Below are 21,167 nucleotides of genomic sequence, written 5' to 3'. Positions count from 1 at the left end.
AGTTTACGGCCTGCAATATTTAAATTAATTTTGTTCTATTTCTTTAAGGTTATCCATTTTCTTATAAGCCAGGAAGCCTTTAATATCTTCGAAATGCTCGCGCACGCGTTTATTGCCAAACTCGAATACTTTTTGCACCAATCCATCTAAGAAATCACGATCGTGCGATACCAGAATCAAGGTTCCGTCGAAATCCTTTAGGGCATCTTTAATAATGTCTTTGGTTTTCATATCCAAATGGTTGGTAGGCTCATCCAGAATCAGCACGTTTACCGGTTCTAACAACAACTTAATCATGGCTAAACGGGTTTTTTCACCTCCCGACAGCACTTTAACCTTTTTGGTTGTATCATCGCCACTAAACATAAATGCACCCAAAAGGTCTTTAATTTTGATGCTACCATCCGTTAACGGAATCTGATCAATAGTTTCGAATACGGTTAGATTTTCGTCCAATAATGCAGCCTGATTTTGGGCAAAATAACCAATTTTGGCGTTATGACCTACTTTTAAACCGCCTTCAAAATCAATTTCGTTCATAATGGCTTTGATCATGGTCGACTTACCTTCGCCGTTTTTACCAACGAAAGCTACCTTTTCTCCCCTTTCAATTACCATCGATGCTTTTTGGAACACCACATGATCGCCATAAGTTTTGGTTAGCTCCTCTACCATTACCGGGTATTGCCCTGAACGTGGCGAAGGCGGGAATTTCAAGCGCAATGCTGATGTATCTACCTCATCAATCTCAATAACTTCGAGCTTCTCGAGCATTTTTACACGCGATTGTACCTGTAAGGTTTTAGAGTAAGTCCCCCTGAACCGGTCGATAAATTCCTGGTTATCGGCAATAAAACGCTGTTGCTCTTCGTAAGCTTTTAGCTGATGTATACGGCGATCGGCACGCAATTGCAAATAATGGCTATACTTAGCCTTGTAGTCGTATATCCGTCCCATAGTTACCTCAATAGTACGGTTGGTAATGTTATCCACAAATGCACGGTCGTGTGAGATGACCATTACCGCTTTTGCCGAGTTAATTAAAAAGTCTTCCAGCCATTGAATACTTTCAATATCCATGTGGTTGGTAGGCTCATCTAATAAAATCAGATCGGGTTTCTTTAACAGAATTTTAGCCAGCTCAATACGCATGCGCCATCCGCCCGAAAACTCAGAAGTTTGGCGGGTAAAATCCTTACGTTCGAAACCCAAACCTTTTAACACTTTCTCTACCTCTGCATCGTAATTCGTTTCTTCGATCGAATAAAACTTCTCACTCAGCTCCGATACACGTTCAATCAGCTTCATGTAGTCATCGGTTTCGTAATCGGTACGAATGGTCAGTTGCTCATTCAGCTCATCAAGCTCTTTTTGCATCTGGGTAACCTCTTCAAAAGCCTTCATGGTTTCTTCAAAAACGGTAACCTTATCCTGAGTAAGTAAATGCTGGGGCAAATAAGCGATTACAGCTTCTTTCGGCCCCGTTACATTACCCGTTGTAGGTTTGGCTACATCGGCAATAATCTTTAGAATTGTCGACTTACCTGCACCGTTTTTACCCATCAGGGCAATTTTATCATTCTCGTTTATCGAAAAGGTTACATCGCTAAACAAAGTGGTTCCGCCAAATGAAACGGAGATGTTATTTACATTAATCACAGTATGAAAATATTGAATTGCCGCAAAGATAAGGGAAAGCGACGGGATTATAACGAGAGAAATAGAACGTTTGGTAAGTAAATCAAGGCAAGGCAAAAATATTTGGCTCCTCCCTTTTAACTGGCGCTGTAGGAGAACCTAAACAATACTTTTTGCCTTGCCCCGAAGATTGACTGTAATGGAAGTTTATTATTCAACTACCTTACCGTGTTTGATAACCATGTATTGATCTTTTAGTTTATTGATATCATTTAAGGGATTGTCTTTAATTACCACAAAATCTGCTTTTTTCCCAACCTTAATGCTTCCAATGTTTTGCTCCTGTCCAATCGTTTCAGCAGCAATAATTGTAGCAGCAGCTAAAGCATCTGCCGGACTAAAACCACAATCGCTCACGAAATAGTTAAGCTCATCCAGCAAATGGGGATATGGATTGCTGAGCACCGTAATTTTATCCGTTCCGGCAGAAATTTTAACACCTAAACGGTGAAGCTTTTTTACAATGTCAAAAATCCATTGCTCCTTTATCTCCGAAACGCTTAGCGTGGCATCCAGTATCACATTACCTTTCTTCATTTCTGCAGCCAGTTCGCTTACATCAATGTTTGCCCCAACACTGTCTTTATAGGCCTGCGGAACTTTCCGGTAATTCATTTTTGGATCATTGATCAAAGCAGATAGCATGCTGGCATGAGAAATTACTTCTACCCCAGCCTTAACCACTTCTAAAGGTCTGGCAGGATACATCATGGCATGGCCCCACACCAGCAAATGATTTCTTTTGGCTGCCACAACAATTTCCTTTAAAAAAGCGGCATCAAAAGAATGGTATAATTTTACACCGGTAGCACCAAAATTTTTCGCCACTTTCATTGCACTATCCAAATTAACACCTGGTTTTAAGCATTGCTCCCAGGGGTGATAAGGCTCTTTTCTAATGTTCATATCCCGGTTGTAATACCAATCGCCGGCCATAAATGCAGCATAATAAATAGCTGGACCAGGCTTAATACCCAAATTAACATCTTGCTGAACTTTTTGCAGGATTACACCATTTGCTGCAGGATCTCTAATAGCGGTAATTCCATGCCTGAGCAAATAATCAAGATATTGATAGGACCTTTCGATCGGTGAACCGCCAATACTACTTACATGTACATGCGAATCAACCAATCCGGGAATGATAAAACGATGCTGCAAATCGATTACCTTTCCTCTTGTTTTGTTTTTTTTAGCTGGAAAAATAGCTGTAATCCGATCATTTTTGATCAGGATTGTCATTCCGGTATCTAGCTTTCCTTTCTCTACATCAACAATATTTACGTTTTTCAGGGTGAGATAAACTGCTTCTTGTTTTTGTTGTGCGAAAACAGCTGGCAAAGCTAAAAGCCACAAAAAAACAATGCTAAACAATTTGTGAACTATATATTTCATTTTTTTTCTGATGGATTGAAAAGTTTAAAAATTATCATCATAAAAAATGCAGGAGACATCCGTCGTCCTGCATCATTATCTAACTACTATTAACATCAACTGCTTCTACCCAGTTGTTAATTTTCAAGTCTGTAATGACTTATTTTTTCATAAATTACTTGTTAAATATGCTATTGAGCTGTTCTTCCAAAGCGTTTCCCCTTAAATTTCTGGCAATAATTTTACCCGATGGATCGACTAAAAAGTTTGCGGGCAGGCTTTTAACGCCATATATACCCGCAGTTTTTCCACTGGTAGATTTTGGATCATTTAACTGAATCCATGAAAGTTTATCCTGTTCAACAGCCTTTAACCAGTTTTCTTTAGAGCTATCCATGGATAAGCCAACAATGGTAAAACCCTTGCCTTTAAATTTCTGATAGGCTTTAATTAAATTGGGATTCTCTAACCTGCATGGTCCGCACCAGCTTGCCCAAAAATCAATCAGCACATACTTCCCGCTAAAATCTTTTAGTGAAACCATTTTGCCTCCGCCATCTTTTAAAGAAAACTCAGGAGCTAGAGCCCCAGCAATGGTAATTGCTTCCGCATCGATAAATTGCTTTATTTCTTTACCATAGCCTGATTGCCGAACACCAGCCGATAACTTGGAATAGGCATCAGCCGCTTTTATCCTATCGGGATAAGTAACGTACATATTAAAAATCGCTATTGCTGAGCTTACCCGATCCGGGTTCGCCGAAATAAAATTGTTTAGCACACTATCTTTTAACAGTTGAAGGGCTGCTGCATATTTACTGAGTGCAGCCTTATCGGCATCATGATTTCCGGATAACGAGGGTCGCTTACCCGGAATTGCTGCTAAATTCTTTTTATAGTCGTTAAACAGGTCATTCTCCTTTGATCCGGATATATTAAGCTCGTAAATTTTATCAGCTACTCCATTAACCTTAACATGACTATTTTCTACTATAAAAATCCTAATTTGCTTATTAACCGATGTTGATAAGGTACAAATAGCCGTTTCTACCAGCGGAATTTTAATTTCAAAAGCATCAGATTTAGCCTGCACAGAATCCTGATAAAGGGTATCATCAAATTCATAAGAAAATTTAATCCATCCGTTTCCCAAACCTGCTATGTTTCCTGTGGTATGCGCAAATTGTTGCGCATACACAGTAGAACATAGCATCAGAATCAAAACCTGTAATGCAATGTTTTTGATATTTTGTAGCATCATCACGATCTGTTTTAAAATATTAGTAGTTTAATCCCGGTATTGGCGATTCTGTTAAAATCTTATCCAGCATTTGTTTTAAATAAGCCAGGTGTATTTTGCTATCCGAATCGTTCGTTCTGCCAATAGCACTACCAATATCTTTGCGGAGATCTTTTAAATGCGCCAGCGCCAGGGGCTTAACATTCGAATAAAGCAGAATTTCAGTTGGTGTAACTCCAGCCAGAATATTATCCAACGAACCTTGTAATGCAAAGCGTTTATTGTACATGGTGATGATACTACCCACATACATTTTCTGCAAACTGCGGCGGTAAGAATCAATAGCCTTTCCGGTTTTTATCTCCGAAAAAATACCGTTTTTCAGATCGTTTAACCATTGCTGAGGCGAATAAGCACCTTTTCCATAATCGCGTTGGTTAACCATTAAACGGAATAGACGGCTTTGAGAAGTAACCGAAGCAACAACACCCGATTGCAAATTCTCAACTTCACCAAAACCATATTTAGGATCGATCTTATTTAAAATCTGCTCGTTTAACAACCATTTTGGCGTGGTAAAAATTTCATCGTTAATAAATTTAATCGCCTCCTTCTGTTTGGCCAGACTAACAGGTTTATAAACCGCACCTGCCTGCTCGTAAGTTTTTTCAGTTACGTTAACACCTCCCAAGTTTTTAATTACGTGATAAGCATATTTAGAAAGCTGTCCAACTGCCTCTTTATACATTTCTTTCAAATCGGTATAATCTTCGCCATCTTCCCTGGTCCAGTAAATTAACTGTGGAACTACACGCTTTAAGTTCTTAATGCCATACTGACTTGCTTTTATCGCATCGTCTCCTAAATCTTCAGATTGAGAACGTGGGTCGTAATCTCTGCCTTCGCCACCAAACCAAAGTCTTTTGTTGGATGCTAAGCTATCAATGGTAATTTTGTTGAGGATTTTTTTATCGGCCGCAGCATTTGCAGTACCAAAAATCGGCTTGTATCCCCATTGAATGGCCCATTTATCGTAATCGTTAATTCTCGGAAAAATTCCGGCTTCGCTAACGTTATCTTCTGGCTGCGCCACATAATTAAAACGGGCATAATCCATAATTGATGGCGTGTGGCCATGTGCTTCAACCCATTTCTTATCTCTCAATTTTTCTACGGGCACAGTACTACTCGCGCCCATGTTGTGGCGTAAGCCTAATGTATGACCTATTTCGTGCGAAGAAACAAATCTGATTAATTGCCCCATCAGCTCATCATCGAATTTATTTTTGCGGGCTTTCGGATCTATTGCACCAGCCTGGATCATGTACCAACGGTGTACCAGGTTCATTACATTGTGGTACCAGCCAATGTGGCTTTCCAAAATTTCGCCGGTGCGCGGATCGGCAATGTTTGGTCCGTAAGCATTTTGCTGTGGAGATGCAAAGTAACGGATTACAGAGAAACGTGCATCATCTAAACTCATTGTTGTATCGGCCTCTGGCCATTCTTTACCAACAATTGCGTTTTTAAAACCAGCCTGTTCAAAAGCTTTTTGCCAATCGTTTACACCAGCAATCAGGAATGGCCTCCATTTTTTTGGTGTTGCCGGATCGATATAATAAACAATCTGTTTTTTGGGTTCTACGAGCTCTCCTTTTTTAAATTTTTCAATATCCTCCTCTTTGGGCTCTAATCTCCAGCGGTGAATAAATGCCTCCTGCTCTACTTTCTGCTGATCATCTTTATACCTGATGTTTGCACTGGCGAAGAAACCCACACGGGCATCGTACATACGCTTTCTCATCGGGTTTTCGGGAAGCATTACAAAAGAGGTATTCATGCCCAAAGTAATGGCACCAGCCTCGCTTGCAGCAGGTAGCCTGCCGCCAACAGTATTGTAGGTACGGATGCTTTTTACTTCGGTATTGATTGGAAAACTCTTTACACTTTCGATGTAAGAACGGTCGGCCGCCTGTGCACCTAAACTGTATGCTTTCTTATTTTCTGCATCGAAAGATAATAAGGGGGTTTCGCTAATTAAGAAATCTGTAACATCAATTACCACTGATGATGAGTCTTTACTTTTTGCCTTAATTGGAAAAGCTGCCATTATCGGGTTTAAGTTCGAACTGGCCACCGCTTTTGAAATCATATCGGTAGAATCGGCAATGCTAACCGTTGCCGAAACTTTTAGGAACAGCTTATTATTTGGTCCTAACTCCCAGTACACAATACGGGCACCAACTTCTTCCCCTCCGTAATTACCGGCTCCAGGTGTTGATTTACTTAACCTGTTTACCGCCAAAATCTCCTTTTTAAGCAAAGTGTTCGGAATTTCAAAGAAATATTTATCTGCTATTTTATGAACAGTAAACAATCCTTTTTGGCTTACTGCTTTTGCGGTAATTACCTCACTGTAAGGCTTAATTGGATTTTTTAAAGAATCTGTTTTTGGCTTTGGCGCAACAGCCGTTACTACAGGAGTTTTCTTTTTCTTTTTTAAAATGCTGCACGATTGTACGGTTGCACCGAGCATGCCGACGGCTAATGCCAGGTAAAAATACCTGACATTAATTTGTTTTTTTGTTTTCATTTGTGTTTTTAGTAACCTGGGTTTTGAGTTAAAGTATAGTTAGCGTCGAGAGCCGCTTGTGGAAGCGGTAACAGTTTTGATTTGGGTGTATAACCTGCCTTAATCGCACTTAAAACGGCATCAGCTTCACCTGTACGTTTTAAATTGAACCAGCGGAAAGCCTGCTCACAAAAAAGTTCCTTTCTGTTTTCGAGTGCAATATCACTTAATAAGGTTGCAGGAACGGTAATAGTGCTTAACGTAGCCGCAGCTCTTGTTTGTATGGCATTCAAATCGCTCAGGGCACCTGTTAAATTTGTTCCGATTCTTGCCCTTGCTTCTGCACGGATCAGGTAAACTTCTGCCAATCTAATTACAGTTTGAAATTCGGTAACGCCAGCTGTTACCGCCAAAGCCTGTGTACGATACTTGTATTTGAAAGGAAGCGTGTAAACCGCACCCGAAAGTGTGGTGTGGTTCATCCAGTTAATCCGCCTTAGATCTGTTGTTTCAAATAAAGCCGTAAACCTTGGATCAATGCGGTAAACAAAACTGGTTACTGCTGTTGTAGTACTTGGAATAAAAGTAGCCGCTTCGTTTGTATATTGGTTCGTTGCAACTACAGGTGGCGACATTTGCCAGATACTTTCTGCGCTATTTTTGATAAATAACCCTGTGCCCATAGTTGCCCTCGGAATCAGGGTATATAAACCTGATGCAATTACTTCCGAAGCATTGGTTTCGGCCGCAGCATAATTACCGGTAAACAGATATACCCTTGCCAAAAGTGCGGTAGCAACAAATTTATTTACTCCTAAGCGGTCGCCTGCCGTTGCCGAATAATCGCTTAACAGGTTCGCTTTTGCGTCGCTAAGGTCAGCAATAATTTTGGTGTAAATGTTTGCAGTGGCCTCTCTAGGCTGAAATGCAGTGATTGTTGGGTCGGTAACCAAAACCAAAGGCACATCGCCAAAGGTATTAACCAGGTTAAAATAACAGTAAGCCCTTACAAACTTAGCCTCAGCTATGTATTGCTTTTTAATTGCATCCGAAGCTCCCGTAGAGCTTTCGAGACCATTAATAATGGCATTTGCACGGTAAATAACAGCATACCACTCCGAAAAAATACTTGCCTGCCCCGTACTCAGTGCATTGTAACTGTTATTGTTATATTCCTGCAAACCGCCTACCGTAGAAAGATACAGCAGGTCATCAGCCTGTAACGAGCTATAAACCGTAAGGTTTGTAGATTGGGTTGTGGTTTGCGATAAACTGCTAAAAAGACCTGACCGCGCACTGGTTGCCAGCTTGTCTGATGCAAATACCAAATCGGTTGTAACCTGATTTAAAGGTGCATCTATATCGATAATTTTTTTACATCCTGCACCGGCCATCGCGATGAAAACCAGCGAGCAAATGATGATGTTGTATTTTGATTTTAACATGATGATTCGGATTTAAAAAGTGAACTGTAAACCAGCAATTAAAGTGCGCAATGGCGGAGTTGCTACGCCTTGCGATTCAGGGTCGAACCCTTCATAATTGGTGATGGTAAATAAATTCTGTCCCTGTGCGTACACCCTGATGTTTGGCGCATTGGTTTTAGAAATCCATTTAGTTGGCAATACATAAGATAAGCTCACATTCTTTAACCTGATAAATGAAGCATCAACCAAAGAAGCATCCGAACCGGTATAATAGCTGTAAGCCAAATACGCTGCCGAACCTGCAGTGCCACGCGTTCCTGCACTAACCAAATAATCGGGAGAGCCCAGCGCCAGATAATCATTTACAATACTTAAGGCTGCATTGCTAAAATATCCCGGAGGATAGAATGACGAAGACAACAAACTTCTACCCTGTTGTTTTACAAATTGGAATGTAAAATCAAGTGTTAATTTTTTATAACTAAAAGTATTGGTTAAGCCACCGTAAAATTTAGGATAAGAAGTACCAGCATAATACCGGTCTCCGCGACCAGTTGCAGCAAAACCTGTTGTTGGACTATTAATACCACCAACACTATTAAAATCGGTAAATGATGGTAGGTTGGTTGCAGGATTTATGCCTGCATATTGGTATAAATAGTATGAACTAATCGGATTACCAACTACGTAAGTAGCGAAGTATGATGATTTTTCGATATCAGGAAATGACAATAATTTATTGTGGTTTTGACTGATATTAAATGAAGAGCTCCATGAAAAATCTTTATTTCTGATGTTTGTGCTTGAGATACTCAATTCCCAGCCTGAGTTTTGAACCGTTGCCGGCAAATTACTTTGGTAACCCGTAAAACCAGCCTGCGCACTAGTTGTTAAATTAATTAGCTGATTACTCGTTCTGTTGCGGTAATAAGAAGCACTTAAAGATAAACGGTCATTGAAAAAAGCCAAATCTAAACCAATATCCAGCTTTTTGGTTTCCTCCCACTTGTAATCGGGATTTGGCAAACGTGATGGGTTTAACCCCGTTGAACCCGCATAAACATAAGTTGAAGCCGTGTATGTATCCAAATAGCCATAATTATCGATATCATCGCTCCCCACAACGCCATAACTGCCACGAAGTTTACCAAAACTGAACCAACTGAACTTATCTTTCAGCAACTTTTCTTCAGAGAAAATCCATGCGCCACCAACTGATCCGAAATTACCGAATTTATTGTTTGGCCCAAACCTCGAAGAACCATCCCTTCTAAAATTAACGTTTAAGATGTACTTATCTGCCACATTATAATTTACCCTGCCAAACAGCGATGCATATTTATAATCAACAGAACTGCTTGTTGTACTTACTATTGAGGCAGCTGTAACAGTTCTTAAAAAATCATCAGAGGTAAATCCTGATGCACTTGTGCTGTAAGGCAATTTGGATTGTTTAAACTGATAAGTTCCACCCACCAAAGCATTCAATGTACCTTTCCAGATTTTGTTGGTATAGGTAATTTGGGGTTCTACGATATAGTTATTTGTATAATTATAAGTGTAATTTGCCGTACCCGATGTTGGGTTTAAATTCGGATTTAATGAAGATAATGGTCTTGTAACCACCTGGTTCATATCCGTTTTGCTATAACCTAAACTTGCCTTAACATCCAAACCTTTTAACACATTATATTTTAAAGCTAAATTGGTTAACAGGTTCGAAGTACGGTTATCATTCGATTGACTTAAATATCCCAAGGGATTATTGGTAAAACCATCCCAGTTTAAGCTCCCGTCTGCTTTATACAAGGGGAAATTTGGCGCCAGGCTATATGCCCAGGTAGCTAAATCAGTAGTAGAAATGTTATTTTTATCGGTTGAATAAATGGCGCTTAGCGATAAATTAAAACGTTGATCGAGCGAAGCGTGATTTAAGTTTAACTTACCACCACCACGCTGATACCCCTGATCGCCCGGAAAAACATTTCCTTCTTTGTGATAAGTTCCGCTTAAGAAAAAGTTCGTTAATTCATTCCCACCCGATAAACTTGCAGTTACATCGTTTGTATGCGCTGTATTGCCCAACATATAACGTTGAAAATCGGTATAACCATTCTGGTCCCAAACCAGCAGATCGGGAGCAGTTGTTGCTGTTGGTGTTGCCGGGTTTGTGGTATTATTGGCAAAAGCTTTTCTTCTTAGTGCCAGATATTGCTCAGTGCCCACCGTTTCTACAAAATGCGATACATTAGAAACTCCGGTTGAAGCATTGACATTAAATTTTGTTCTGCCGGGTTTTCCTTTTTTGGTGGTAATTAATACCACACCATTTGCCCCTCTCGAACCGTAAATAGCTGTTGCATCTGCATCTTTTAAAACCTCAATGCTTTCGATATCAGACGGATTTATGGTATTCATTGGGCTAGTATTGCCTTCTGCAGAGGGTAATGCTGCTCCGGATTGTGATGAAGCAAAAGCTGCAGTATTGATTGGCTCAGACAAGTACGGAACACCATCGATGATATAAAGTGGGCGGTTTGCTTTAACACCGTTCAGGCCAATGGCATTTGCACCTCTTATCTGAACATTAATGCCCGCGCCAGGTAAACCATTCGTTTGCACAATGGTTACACCAGCCATACGGCCTTGCAATGCCTGTAACACGTTGGTAACAGGTTGCTTTTCGATATCTTTTGCGCTAATGCCAACCTGCGAACCTGTGCTGAACCTGCGTGTAGTTGTTCCGTAACCGATAACCATTATTTCATCCAACTTAGCCGGATCAAGCACCATGTTAACGGTTAATATAGCTGTTGCTGTAACTTCAATTGTTTTGTAACCAACATATGATAAAACAAGCGTTGGGTTTTCATCAGAAGCCGAGATATAAAACTTACCGTTGTTTCCTGTAGCCGTTGAGCGGTTAGTGCCTTTTACTTTTACGCTCACACCAGGAAACGGCTGCCCTCTTTCATCAAGCACAGTACCAGTAACAGTAATATGATCAAAATAACCGGTCACCTTATCGAGCAAGCTTTTTTCCTGTATAATTACCGTTTTGTTCTCAATAGTGAAAGTAAGCGATTGGTTAGATAAACAACGTTTCAGTACTTCACTAAGCGCTGCATTGGTAACGTTAATATTCACCGGAAAAGATTTAGAAATTAAATCCTGATCATATATAAAATCGTAACCTGTTTGTGTTCTTATTGTCTTGAATACATCGGTTAAATTTGCATTTTTTTGATTAATTGTAACCCTTTGAGCAAGTGTTGCTGCACTTACTTGCATCATTGCAGCCAATAATAGAAACGTAGTTACACGCATAATCAGCAGAATTTTTTGGACACGGCCAGAAGGCCCACCCAGTTTGTTTGGGTAAAATTTGTACATTTGTTTGGTTTTTAAGTTGAATAGTCAGTCGATTGATTTATTAGCGCTAAAAACTTTGGCCAGAGGTGTTCCACCACCTTTGGCTTTTTATTTTAGGGCCACGTATAATTATATTATCTGGTTACCGTGATCCTCCTTCCTTCAATTTTAAAGTGAACTTTTCCTGTCTCTTCCATTACTTCTAAAACGGACGAAATATTTTTTGATCTCGAAATCCAACCTCCAAGATTTAATTTTTTAGGTGCATCATCACTATAAACAACCTCCACATCGTACCAGCGGGAAATTTTTCGCATAATCGACCTAAAATCGTTATGTTCTAAAATAAAATCACCATTTTTCCAATCGATAAAGTTCTCGGCATTTACGTTTAAAACTTTTATCGTTTCGCCATTTCCACGGGCTTGCTGGCCAGGTTTTAACATCACAGCATCGTTAATCTTAACACTTCCTTCAAGCAAAGTTGTTTTCGTTGCTATTTCATCGATGTAGGCATTTACATTGAAATGTGTACCTAAAACCTCAATTTTCTGATTTTCAGTTTCTACAGTAAAGGGTACCCTCCTACCCTCATTAGAAATTTTACTTACTTCAAAATAAGCCTCTCCTTTAAGTTTAACCCTTCTTTCTGCCGCAAAAGAAGTGGCAAAAGTTACCGACGATGATGCATTTAACCATACCCTGGTTCCATCTGGCAAATTAACCTGATACTGGCCGCCGGCAGGCGTTTGAATTGTATTGTGCGCTATTTTATTATCAACAGCTACCTGAGTGGGCATTTCGTAAACAATTTGGCCATCGGCAGTTTTTGAAATTTTTACTCCTGCCTGATCAGCCAAACGACCATTATCAATTTGATCCAGGTCGATTTGTTTTCCATTGTCCAGCACCAAAATAGCGCGGTCTTTTCCTGCCTTAATATCTTTGGCCGGCGGAAGACTTGCCAGATATGAGGATGGATGATTTTGGTTATAAATTAAAATACCAGCTAAAGAAATCACAACCAGCACAGCTGCAGCATAAAACAAGGGATGTAATTTTATTTTCCGGACTGGTTTGGTATTGGCTTGCACCATTTTCCAGATCTGTTGCGTTTCTGCGGCTAAAAATGATTCGGTATATACAGGAAGTTCTTTACTATTCAGATTAATATAGGCAGACTCAAGCCATACCTCCTCTTCAGGAGTAGCTTCACCTGCAATATACCGATCTAAAATCTGCCTGAATTTTTCTTCTTCCATTTGAGTATTAAGCTTGATATAAGTAATACAATTGTGAAAGAGAGATTGGGGATATAGAATTAAGAATTATTTTACATTAAGGTAATGCACAATGATTAAGATTAACCCAATTTTAGTTTTTAGTATCCGTAATGCCTTTTTCATTTGATCGGCAGCAGTAGATTCAGTGATGCCCAGACGGGCAGCCACTTCCTTATTGGATAGATTTTCGTGCCTGCGCAATTCGAAAACGGCCCTCATACGGGGCGGAAGATTTGCAATTTCTGCTGCAATCATTGCTGCAAACTGCTTTTCGCGAATCAGTGTATCGGTATAAATTCCGCTATCCGCATTTGCTTTCGAAAAATTACCGGCGTATGCACTTACTAAATTCTTATGTTTAATGAGATTGAAAATGCCATTGCGGAGGGCAATAAACAAATAGCCCGACAAATTATTCCCTTGTTCGATGGTTTGGCGTTTCTGCCAGATTTTCATAAACATTTCCTGAACTACATCTCTCGAATCGCTCTCGTTCCGAAGCTTATTAAAAGCATGTGCATATAATAAAGTGCTATACCGGTTAAATATTTCGGTAAAAGCCGAATGATCATCATTTTTTAAATGAATTAAAAGATCATCGTCCGTTAAAGTTGCATATGAGATGCCAGTATTGGTCATTTCAGGGATTAAAAAACATCAAATAGTCCGGGATAGGTAGAAGAGCAATCAAAAATAGCAATATTTAACATAATTGTTACACCTATTCCATTTATTTCAACAATTTTTGACACAGTTTATTGAACAGTTCCTACTGAAGCTATTGCCGACCTACCTCCGAGATACCTTTTTGTACCTCCGAACCCCGCCGCCGGAGCTAAAAGCTCCCCTCACCTACCTCAGAATACCGTCGACCCACCTAAACGCTTCGACAGCGAACCTAAAAGATCCACTCATCTATCTCAGAGCTACTTTTAGATGGCAATAGAGGGCTTTTTACTTATTTCCTACTTATTGATTGCTATCAAAAAATGCCTTTGATGATGAATGGCTAATGTTATTATTAATGATTTTTATTTTTCATTTTGCAACCTTCAATTTCAAATCTGCATCTTAGTAAAAAACCTATCCATGAAATATCTGCTTCTGCTTTTAATTTGCTTATTAACGTTTAATGTAAACGCACAAAAAACCACCACTCAGGATAGTATAAAAGTATTTTACGACGAACTCTTTTCTGCATTAAAAATTGGATACCTGCATAAGAAAGCGGTTAACTGGCCTATTGTTGAATCGGAGACTAAACAGAATTTAGCACAATACAGCAATTTTAAAAATTCGCTAAATGAAACAAAACCCCTTTTCGACAAGATAAAAGCAACACATTGCCTTGTATACCATAAACAGGATAAATACTCGGCAACGAGGAAAATAATATCAAAAGACAACTATAGTGCACAGTGGAAAAAGAAATATGATACCAAGCCAGTTTTTGAAGCCAAAGTAATTGATGGAAAGTATGGCTACATTTTAATGCCGGGCATGGTATTTTTTGATACCAGCCCAGAAAATATACATAAAATAGCTCAGCCACTGTATGACCAGATAGCGGAAGTTAAGGCTAAGCATAAAATCGAAGGATGGATTATTGATTTACGGTTTAACACAGGAGGTAATTCGTGGCCGATGTTGCTCGCCTTATACGATTTTTTGGGAGACCATTATATTGGAGGTTCTCTTAATATTAACAAAAAACAGGACAGTAAAATTAAGTTAAGTAAAGGAAGGTATATCGACAATGCTAAATCAATTTCCTACATTACCCCTACCGGAGCATTGCTGGATAAAGCAAAGGTTGCCGTAATTACCGGTGTATTAACCGGAAGCTCGGGTGAAGTAACGGCATTGGCATTTAAAGGCCGTGCAAATACTACATTCATTGGAGAAAGCACAGCAGGCTTCACTACGGGAAATATTTTTTGGCCATTACCTTTTGATATTACCATGGCGCTTACCAACTCATACGACAGCGATAGAAATGGTAATTATTACGAACAGATTATTCCGGATATAGTTGTTTCAAAGCAAGATAACTTTGACGACCTCCTTTTAGACAAAAACATTCAGGAGGCAATCAAATTTATAATGACTGTTTAGAGCCCGGACTATTGGCTATTTCAAATTCCGCTCTTTTAAAATACGTTTTAATTCTTCGTTTTTATATTTCGAATTATTAATAAGTTTATAGGCAAAAAACAAAGGAATTAATGTAAAAAAACCTAAACTGTTTTTGATGAAGCTGTAAAATATAACACCAGCCAGAAATCCAATCAAGAAACCATTCATTATTGCAGCTGATTTCATTTTTTTCGCTTCCTGTAGCAATTCTTCATCTGTTAATTCGGTAAGTGCTTTTTGTTCCATGCTTAATATTTGGTGATTAGCTTATTTTGTTGATTAGCTACAAAACTTATTTTGAGCCTGCCCTTATTTTAGCAAGCTCCATGGCCTTTTTCATATCTGCAATACCATAGCCAAAAGGTAATTCTGGCTGACTAGCGCGATCTGCAGATTTACGAATAATTTCTAATAAATCTTTATTGCTTAATGCAGGGTAGGCTTCCCATAAACAGGCTATCAAACCACACATAATCGGACTAGCGTATGATGTACCACTTCTATTCTCAGCCTCTCCAGCAATATTAATTACACCGGCACTTCCTCCCAATGCCATAACATCAGGCTTAATTCGCCCGTCAGCGGTCATTCCCCAAGAGGTAAAATAACTTGCTGTGCCGTTGCTGTAGATCGAGCCCAGTGTTAATACGTTAGGTGAATCAGCTGGCGTGCCTACCCATTTTTGTTCATTGCCTGCGCAATTAACAATAAACATCCCCTTACTAAAGGCTAGATTAGCAGCCCGCGTAGCCATTGCCGTTTTACCATCCATATCGCTTGAAGAATATTTTTTAGTGAGATAAGAATATCCGTCAGTATAAGATAAAGAAGAGTTAACCAGGTCTACACCTACACTATCGGCAAATTCGATGGCGCTTGTCCAATAATCTTCTTCAACCGGGTATTCATCAGCACTATCCTCGGTTCTAAGCAACCAATAATTTGCTTCCGGCGCTGTACCAACATATTTCCCAGGCTTGTTTGTAGCCATACAAGAGGTTACCCAAACGCCATGCGTATCTATACTGTACGGATCATCATTTTCATAAACAAAAGATTTTGCGCCTTTAATATGAATATTGTTAAAAGCCGGATTATTCTTTAATCCGATGAAACCGGCATCGATTACAGCAATATCAATGCCTGCCCCCTTATAACCTTGTTGGTGCAAGTTTTCTCCTTTTACCGTAGTAATGTTTAATGCAGCCGCTCCATAATCGATTATAGTACCTAAACTGCCTGGGTTTCCAGGTTGTGAACTATTAACATATTTCGGAGCAACTGATTTTTGTTTTCTTTTACCAACATAAACTAAAACCACTTCCTTAACAAAAGGCAAAGCTTTGTATTTATCAATTAAAAACTGATCCTGAACATTTACGCAAACTGTATTTAACCATTTACTTTTGGTTACAATTTCACCACCAACAGCCTTTATAGCTTTAAGATATTCGCTAGATATAGGCAAGTCGCTTTCATCAATCGAAATGTTTCGCTTGCGACGCCTTTCAATAGCTTTTCTGGAGAGAAAAGCTTCGGGATTACTGATAGCGTAATCAGATTTCCCTTTATCTTTTAACACCAGTCTAAACTTATAGTCATTCCCATCAGTTACGATTACTTTGCACTTTGCTTCGCCTTTTCCGTTAAGCAGTTTTGCAAATACATAAGTAATCCCGGCACCTTTTGGCCATACAGTTCCTTCGGTAGTTACTTCAGCAATCCGTGGATTTTCCACACGCCATTCTACAGCATCAGAAGTACCTTGAGGAAAATTTTCCATAATAACAGAAAGCCTTGTACCAAAAAAACTATCATTTGCCAAAATGGTACTATCCAGATTCATGCGGATTGAAGGAACTGGTACTTTTGGTGTTTCAGGTATTTCGGTTTTCTTGCATGCGGATAGAAAAATAAAAAATGCGAAGAATCCAATCAGGAAATGTCGAGCGTATAATATCATAGGTAGGTATATTTCGAAATCTATTTGAAATAAATTTGCGCGACAAATGTAAGACTAATGAATTAAAGTCCGAAACGGTTCTGAATGTTATAAGAAGCTACTCATTGCAAATAGTTATAAAAACAATAAAGCCTTAACCTATTTAGGCTTTTCGCTTTTGAACAAAAAATAAACAGCCCCAATAAAAGTGATCCAATACACGACTGCCAATGCCGGTTTTTCAAATTTTAAATTTTGAAAATCAAATTGCTTAAACAAGGTTACACCAACAATGATGACCACAATCGCCAAAGTGAATTTAAGTACCTTTTTCGTTTCCATATTCCTGCTTTTATCTTAATCTGTCAGTTTATTGGCTGTAAAGGTCATTATCACGTTTTAAATATCGGTTACACTTTGGTGTAATTTTTATTTTTTAGGTGCAAACGTCCAAATGATTTACTTAAGCTATAAAATTCAGGCGCGCATCTATGCTTTTAATATCTGGCTAAAAACCTTTGTCTTTCCTTATCTTTATTATTTCATAGGCAAAGTCAGATGACCATTAAATCCAGTATTTTCGGCAAATTAGAAACTCAAATTCCAATACAAGCAAGAACAGCTTTTACCTCTATTATATTATTGCTTATTTTGCTAAATAGTGCTTGTATAGAAAGGAAAAACAATGAGCCATCAAAGACAAAAATGGTTAGCAAAGAGCAGAAAGAAAATATACCTATACGAATAAAACAAGATACAATTTTAAACTCCGTTGGTGCTTACGTTAACAAACACTTATTTACAGCTTACTGTAAGACCGGATATAATACTTTTGTTATGAACGATAAAGGAGATACGGTTTATCGGGATAGCACCTATTCTTCAGAAATAAAATTCATCGATTTCAACAACGATGGTTATCAAGACATTCTAATTGATTACCTCACCAATGTACCAGGAATACAAGATTTACTACTTTATGATAAACAGAAAAATACATTTCAAATGGTAGTTAATTTTCAGGACTTCCCTAACTCCATAAGAATTCGAAACCCAAACTATTACTACTCTTACCATCGTAGTGGCTGTGCCGATATGAATTGGGACAGTGATTTGTTCTATATAAAAAATTATACTGCAGTAAAAATTGGAAATATTAGTGGCAATCAATGCCACGACATTAATATTAAAGATGGAATCTACATTAATAAAATACTTAAGGGCAAGGAAATTCAAATCCAAAAACTATCGATCAATATGATTGAGAAATACAGAGACTATAAATGGGGATTTATAGCACAGTACTGGAAAGAGAATTATCAGAACTTTGACAATGTAGGTCATTAAAATAAAAAGCCTTAGATTTCTCTAAGGCTTTTCCGTACCCAGCGCCGGAGTCGAACCGGCACGGTTTCCCACAGGTGTTTGAGACCAGCGCGTCTACCAATTCCGCCAGCTGGGCATTCGTCTTGGACGGGGTTGCAAATGTAGATAATGAAACTTAAAATGCAAAAAATATTTTAAAATAACCTGCAACTAACTTACAGTATGCGGTTTGCATTTTCAGGTCGTTCATCTTTCAGCTTTTTATCCACAATAAAGGGGGCAAAAGGCAATAGAGAAGCGACAAAAATAAGGGTTGCTTTACCAAATTTCCACTTTTGTTCTTGCCAGGCCAGCACAAGTGTAGCTGCATAAAGCACAAATAACAAACCATGTGCCCATCCGGTATATTTTACATATAACGGCATATTTGCGAAATATTTTAATGGCATCGCCGCGAACAATAAAAGCAGGTACGAAATCCCTTCGGCAACGGCTACCTTACGAAAAATAGAAAGTGAACTGTTCATATATCTGATTGTTTGCTCCGAAAGTAAAACAAAGCATTTGCCTATCAAAAACTAAAAAATGATTTTACAATCTGGTGTTTTAAAGGGGAAGGCAGAGGGCTTAGGGTACAGGCGACCGTCATTCTGAACTTGATTCAGAATCTTTCCAATAGCGATCAACTAATTTTAGCCACAGAGGTTACTAAATCTTCGAACTTCCAACCTCCGACTTTTGAACCTCACTCCATCATCCATTTTCCATCCTACATCACCAGTCGTTCCCTAATCCTGTCAATATATTTCTGGCGGTAAAAATTATCCTTTATGGAAGCAAATAAAACTTCCGATGCGGTAGCTGGATTGCTGTCGAAGTGGTTCATCAGATCCTGCAGCTCCGTTTTAAGTTCTTTTTCAACAGAGGTAATATTACTGTTCACCTCAGCCAGCTTTTCGGCATCTGGTTCAAACTGCAAATCCATTAAGGCCTCGTTGATATCCATCATTTCCATTAAAAAAGATTGAGGCAACTGATAGCCCTCATCCGTTTCTACTACCCCCTTCAGCTCCAAAACATATTTCAAACGTTTTTTTGCATTGCTTAAAGTTTGGTAAGCTTTATTATTGAGTGTAGATAGGGCTAAAACTTCCTCCTGCTTTTCTTCGCTCTCATTGGCATAAAAATCGGGGTGATACTGCTTGCTGAAAGCATAAAATTTTGCTTTCACTTCTTGCTGATCGGGATTAAACTGTATAGGTAGCCCATAAAATTCAAAATAATCGGGCTGTTGCTGTTGTTCGCTCATGCTGGGTATTCAATAAAAAGCCACAGATATGCTTCCGTAAGGAGCTGCACATCTGTGGCAATATTATAAATTTGGTTTTACTTACCGAATGATTTTAGAATATCATTACCAAAAGCAAACACCATTAAACAAATCAGGATTACAAAGCCTACAATCTGGGCCCGTTCAAGCACTTTTTCGCTCACAGGCTTACGTTGTACCATTTCAATCAATAAGAACACTACATGGCCTCCATCTAAGCCCGGAATAGGCAATAAATTCATAAAAGCCAGTGCCATTGAAATCAATCCGGTTAAAGTCCAGAATTTAACCCAGTCAAACGTACTGCCATAAACTTTGGCAATACCAATAGGGCTGCTGATGTTACGCGCGCTTAGCTTACCGGTAATCATTTTGCCAATACCTTTTGCATTATCTACAAAAGTACTCCAGGCCATATTGGCACCTACAGGCAGCGATTCAATAAAACCAAAATCGACATGCGCGGTTTCAGGCATTTTAAAATTAGGTCCAACCCCAATTGTTCCGTCTTTAGCTACTTTCAAATTAAATTCAATTGCTTTTCCATTACGCAAAGCCTGAATTGAAATCTGTTTGTTTTTATTGCCGGAAACTTCTTCTTTAAACTGATCGAAGAAAGTAACCGCTTTGCCGTTCACTGATAAGATGCTATCACCAGGTTTTATTCCTGCTGCATAGGCCGGATATACCGGTTTTTCGAATTTCCTTTTGAAAAGCTTATCAAAAAAAGAAGGCTGATCTGCTTTTTCATCGGGTGCCAAAACCGTAGCCACACTGCCCATGCGGTAACGTGGGGTAATAAAATTCTCTTTATCGTTTTTAGAAAGTTTGTTCAAAATCGTATCTGGAACAGATACATATAAAGTTTGATTTCCCCTTAACACGGTTAACTGCGCACCATCAAACAACACTTTGCTCGAAATGGCATCTTCAAAACGGATTAACTTATTTCCGTTGATGGCCAAAATGCGGTCGCCATTTTTAAGGCCAATTTCTTTGCCTAGCGTACCAACCGAAATACCATCATTCAGCTTACCATTAACAGTATAGCTTTGTCCGTATTTAAAGGTAAGCATCCAGAAAATGATTACCCCAACAATTACATTTACAATAATACCACCCAGCATTACAATTAAACGTTGCCAGGCTGGTTTAGAACGAAATTCCCAGGGTTGTGCCGGTTGGGCCATTTGCTCGGTATCCATGCTTTCATCAATCATGCCGGCAATTTTCACATAACCGCCCAATGGCAACCATCCCACTCCATATTCAACATCTCCTTTTTTGAAGCTGAAAAGCTTAAAACCCCAGGCATCAAAAAACAAATAAAATTTCTCTACCTTAATACCAAATGCCCTGGCTGCCAGAAAATGTCCTAATTCGTGTAAAATAACCAATAAAGACAATCCGAGCAACAACTGCCCCGCCATAATCAATCCATTCATATTTTCTTTTAAAATTTTTAGG

General features: G+C 38.9%; 16 protein-coding genes and 1 tRNA gene. 2 read left to right on the top strand and 15 right to left on the bottom strand.

Going from position 1 to position 21,167, the window contains the following annotated elements; all coding sequences use genetic code 11:
- Nucleotides 1-24: 24 nt before the first annotated feature.
- The 8 genes from G7074_RS18490 to G7074_RS18455 form a co-directional block, all read right to left on the bottom strand.
- Nucleotides 25-1,659 carry an ABC-F family ATP-binding cassette domain-containing protein gene (locus tag G7074_RS18490; protein ID WP_124562657.1) on the bottom strand — a complete coding sequence of 545 codons (1,635 nt, stop codon included), beginning with the start codon at nt 1,657-1,659 and terminating at the stop codon, nt 25-27.
- Nucleotides 1,660-1,848: 189 nt separating this feature from the next.
- The gene (locus G7074_RS18485) at nt 1,849-3,093 is read right to left on the bottom strand and encodes an amidohydrolase family protein (protein ID WP_124562658.1); all 1,245 of its coding nucleotides are present in this window, start codon (nt 3,091-3,093) and stop codon (nt 1,849-1,851) included.
- A gap of 154 nt (nt 3,094-3,247) precedes the next feature.
- Nucleotides 3,248-4,333, bottom strand: coding sequence for a TlpA disulfide reductase family protein (locus G7074_RS18480; RefSeq protein ID WP_124562659.1), 1,086 nt, complete (start codon nt 4,331-4,333; stop codon nt 3,248-3,250).
- Between the two features lie 19 nt (nt 4,334-4,352).
- Nucleotides 4,353-6,905, bottom strand: a complete 2,553-nt coding sequence (locus G7074_RS18475; RefSeq protein WP_166210449.1) for a zinc-dependent metalloprotease — start codon at nt 6,903-6,905, stop codon at nt 4,353-4,355.
- A gap of 8 nt (nt 6,906-6,913) precedes the next feature.
- A complete protein-coding gene (locus G7074_RS18470) occupies nt 6,914-8,329 on the bottom strand; it encodes a RagB/SusD family nutrient uptake outer membrane protein (protein ID WP_166210446.1) in 1,416 nt (471 codons plus the stop codon).
- A 12-nt stretch (nt 8,330-8,341) separates the two neighbouring features.
- The gene (locus G7074_RS18465) at nt 8,342-11,704 is read right to left on the bottom strand and encodes a TonB-dependent receptor (RefSeq protein ID WP_124562662.1); all 3,363 of its coding nucleotides are present in this window, start codon (nt 11,702-11,704) and stop codon (nt 8,342-8,344) included.
- 113 nt (nt 11,705-11,817) lie between these two features.
- Complete coding sequence (locus G7074_RS18460) at nt 11,818-12,945, bottom strand: FecR family protein (RefSeq protein WP_124562663.1); 1,128 nt, start codon at nt 12,943-12,945, stop codon at nt 11,818-11,820.
- A gap of 66 nt (nt 12,946-13,011) precedes the next feature.
- A complete protein-coding gene (locus G7074_RS18455) occupies nt 13,012-13,605 on the bottom strand; it encodes an RNA polymerase sigma factor (RefSeq protein WP_124562664.1) in 594 nt (197 codons plus the stop codon).
- 450 nt (nt 13,606-14,055) lie between these two features.
- On the opposite strand from G7074_RS18455, the gene G7074_RS18450 reads away from it, so the two are divergent.
- Nucleotides 14,056-15,081, top strand: a complete 1,026-nt coding sequence (locus G7074_RS18450) for a S41 family peptidase (protein ID WP_124562665.1) — start codon at nt 14,056-14,058, stop codon at nt 15,079-15,081.
- A gap of 15 nt (nt 15,082-15,096) precedes the next feature.
- Here the strand turns inward: G7074_RS18450 and G7074_RS18445 are convergent, their stop codons facing one another.
- The 3 genes from G7074_RS18445 to G7074_RS18435 all read right to left on the bottom strand — a co-directional run bounded on the left by G7074_RS18445 (nt 15,097) and on the right by G7074_RS18435 (nt 17,386).
- Complete coding sequence (locus G7074_RS18445; RefSeq protein WP_124562666.1) at nt 15,097-15,348, bottom strand: FUSC family protein; 252 nt, start codon at nt 15,346-15,348, stop codon at nt 15,097-15,099.
- A gap of 46 nt (nt 15,349-15,394) precedes the next feature.
- Nucleotides 15,395-17,065, bottom strand: coding sequence for a S8 family serine peptidase (locus G7074_RS18440; RefSeq protein ID WP_166210443.1), 1,671 nt, complete (start codon nt 17,063-17,065; stop codon nt 15,395-15,397).
- 138 nt (nt 17,066-17,203) lie between these two features.
- The gene (locus G7074_RS18435) at nt 17,204-17,386 is read right to left on the bottom strand and encodes a hypothetical protein (RefSeq protein ID WP_124562668.1); all 183 of its coding nucleotides are present in this window, start codon (nt 17,384-17,386) and stop codon (nt 17,204-17,206) included.
- 216 nt (nt 17,387-17,602) lie between these two features.
- Here G7074_RS18435 and G7074_RS18430 point away from each other — a divergent pair, with 216 nt between their 5' ends.
- The gene (locus G7074_RS18430; protein ID WP_166210440.1) at nt 17,603-18,391 is read left to right on the top strand and encodes a hypothetical protein; all 789 of its coding nucleotides are present in this window, start codon (nt 17,603-17,605) and stop codon (nt 18,389-18,391) included.
- A 35-nt stretch (nt 18,392-18,426) separates the two neighbouring features.
- Here G7074_RS18430 and G7074_RS18425 read toward each other — a convergent pair.
- The 4 genes from G7074_RS18425 to rseP all read right to left on the bottom strand — a co-directional run bounded on the left by G7074_RS18425 (nt 18,427) and on the right by rseP (nt 21,145).
- Nucleotides 18,427-18,506, bottom strand: a tRNA-Leu gene (locus tag G7074_RS18425).
- Nucleotides 18,507-18,585: 79 nt separating this feature from the next.
- Nucleotides 18,586-18,897, bottom strand: a complete 312-nt coding sequence (locus G7074_RS18420) for a DUF3817 domain-containing protein (RefSeq protein ID WP_124562314.1) — start codon at nt 18,895-18,897, stop codon at nt 18,586-18,588.
- 242 nt (nt 18,898-19,139) lie between these two features.
- Nucleotides 19,140-19,679, bottom strand: coding sequence for a Fe-S protein assembly co-chaperone HscB (gene hscB, locus G7074_RS18415; protein WP_124562313.1), 540 nt, complete (start codon nt 19,677-19,679; stop codon nt 19,140-19,142).
- A gap of 77 nt (nt 19,680-19,756) precedes the next feature.
- A complete protein-coding gene (gene rseP / locus G7074_RS18410; RefSeq protein ID WP_124562312.1) occupies nt 19,757-21,145 on the bottom strand; it encodes an RIP metalloprotease RseP in 1,389 nt (462 codons plus the stop codon).
- Nucleotides 21,146-21,167 lie beyond the last annotated feature (22 nt).

Source organism: Pedobacter sp. HDW13 (assembly GCF_011303555.1).
Lineage (GTDB): Bacteria > Bacteroidota > Bacteroidia > Sphingobacteriales > Sphingobacteriaceae > Pedobacter.
The sequence above is the reverse complement of the archived record's forward strand: the minus strand, read 5'-3'. Positions and strand labels throughout refer to the sequence as shown.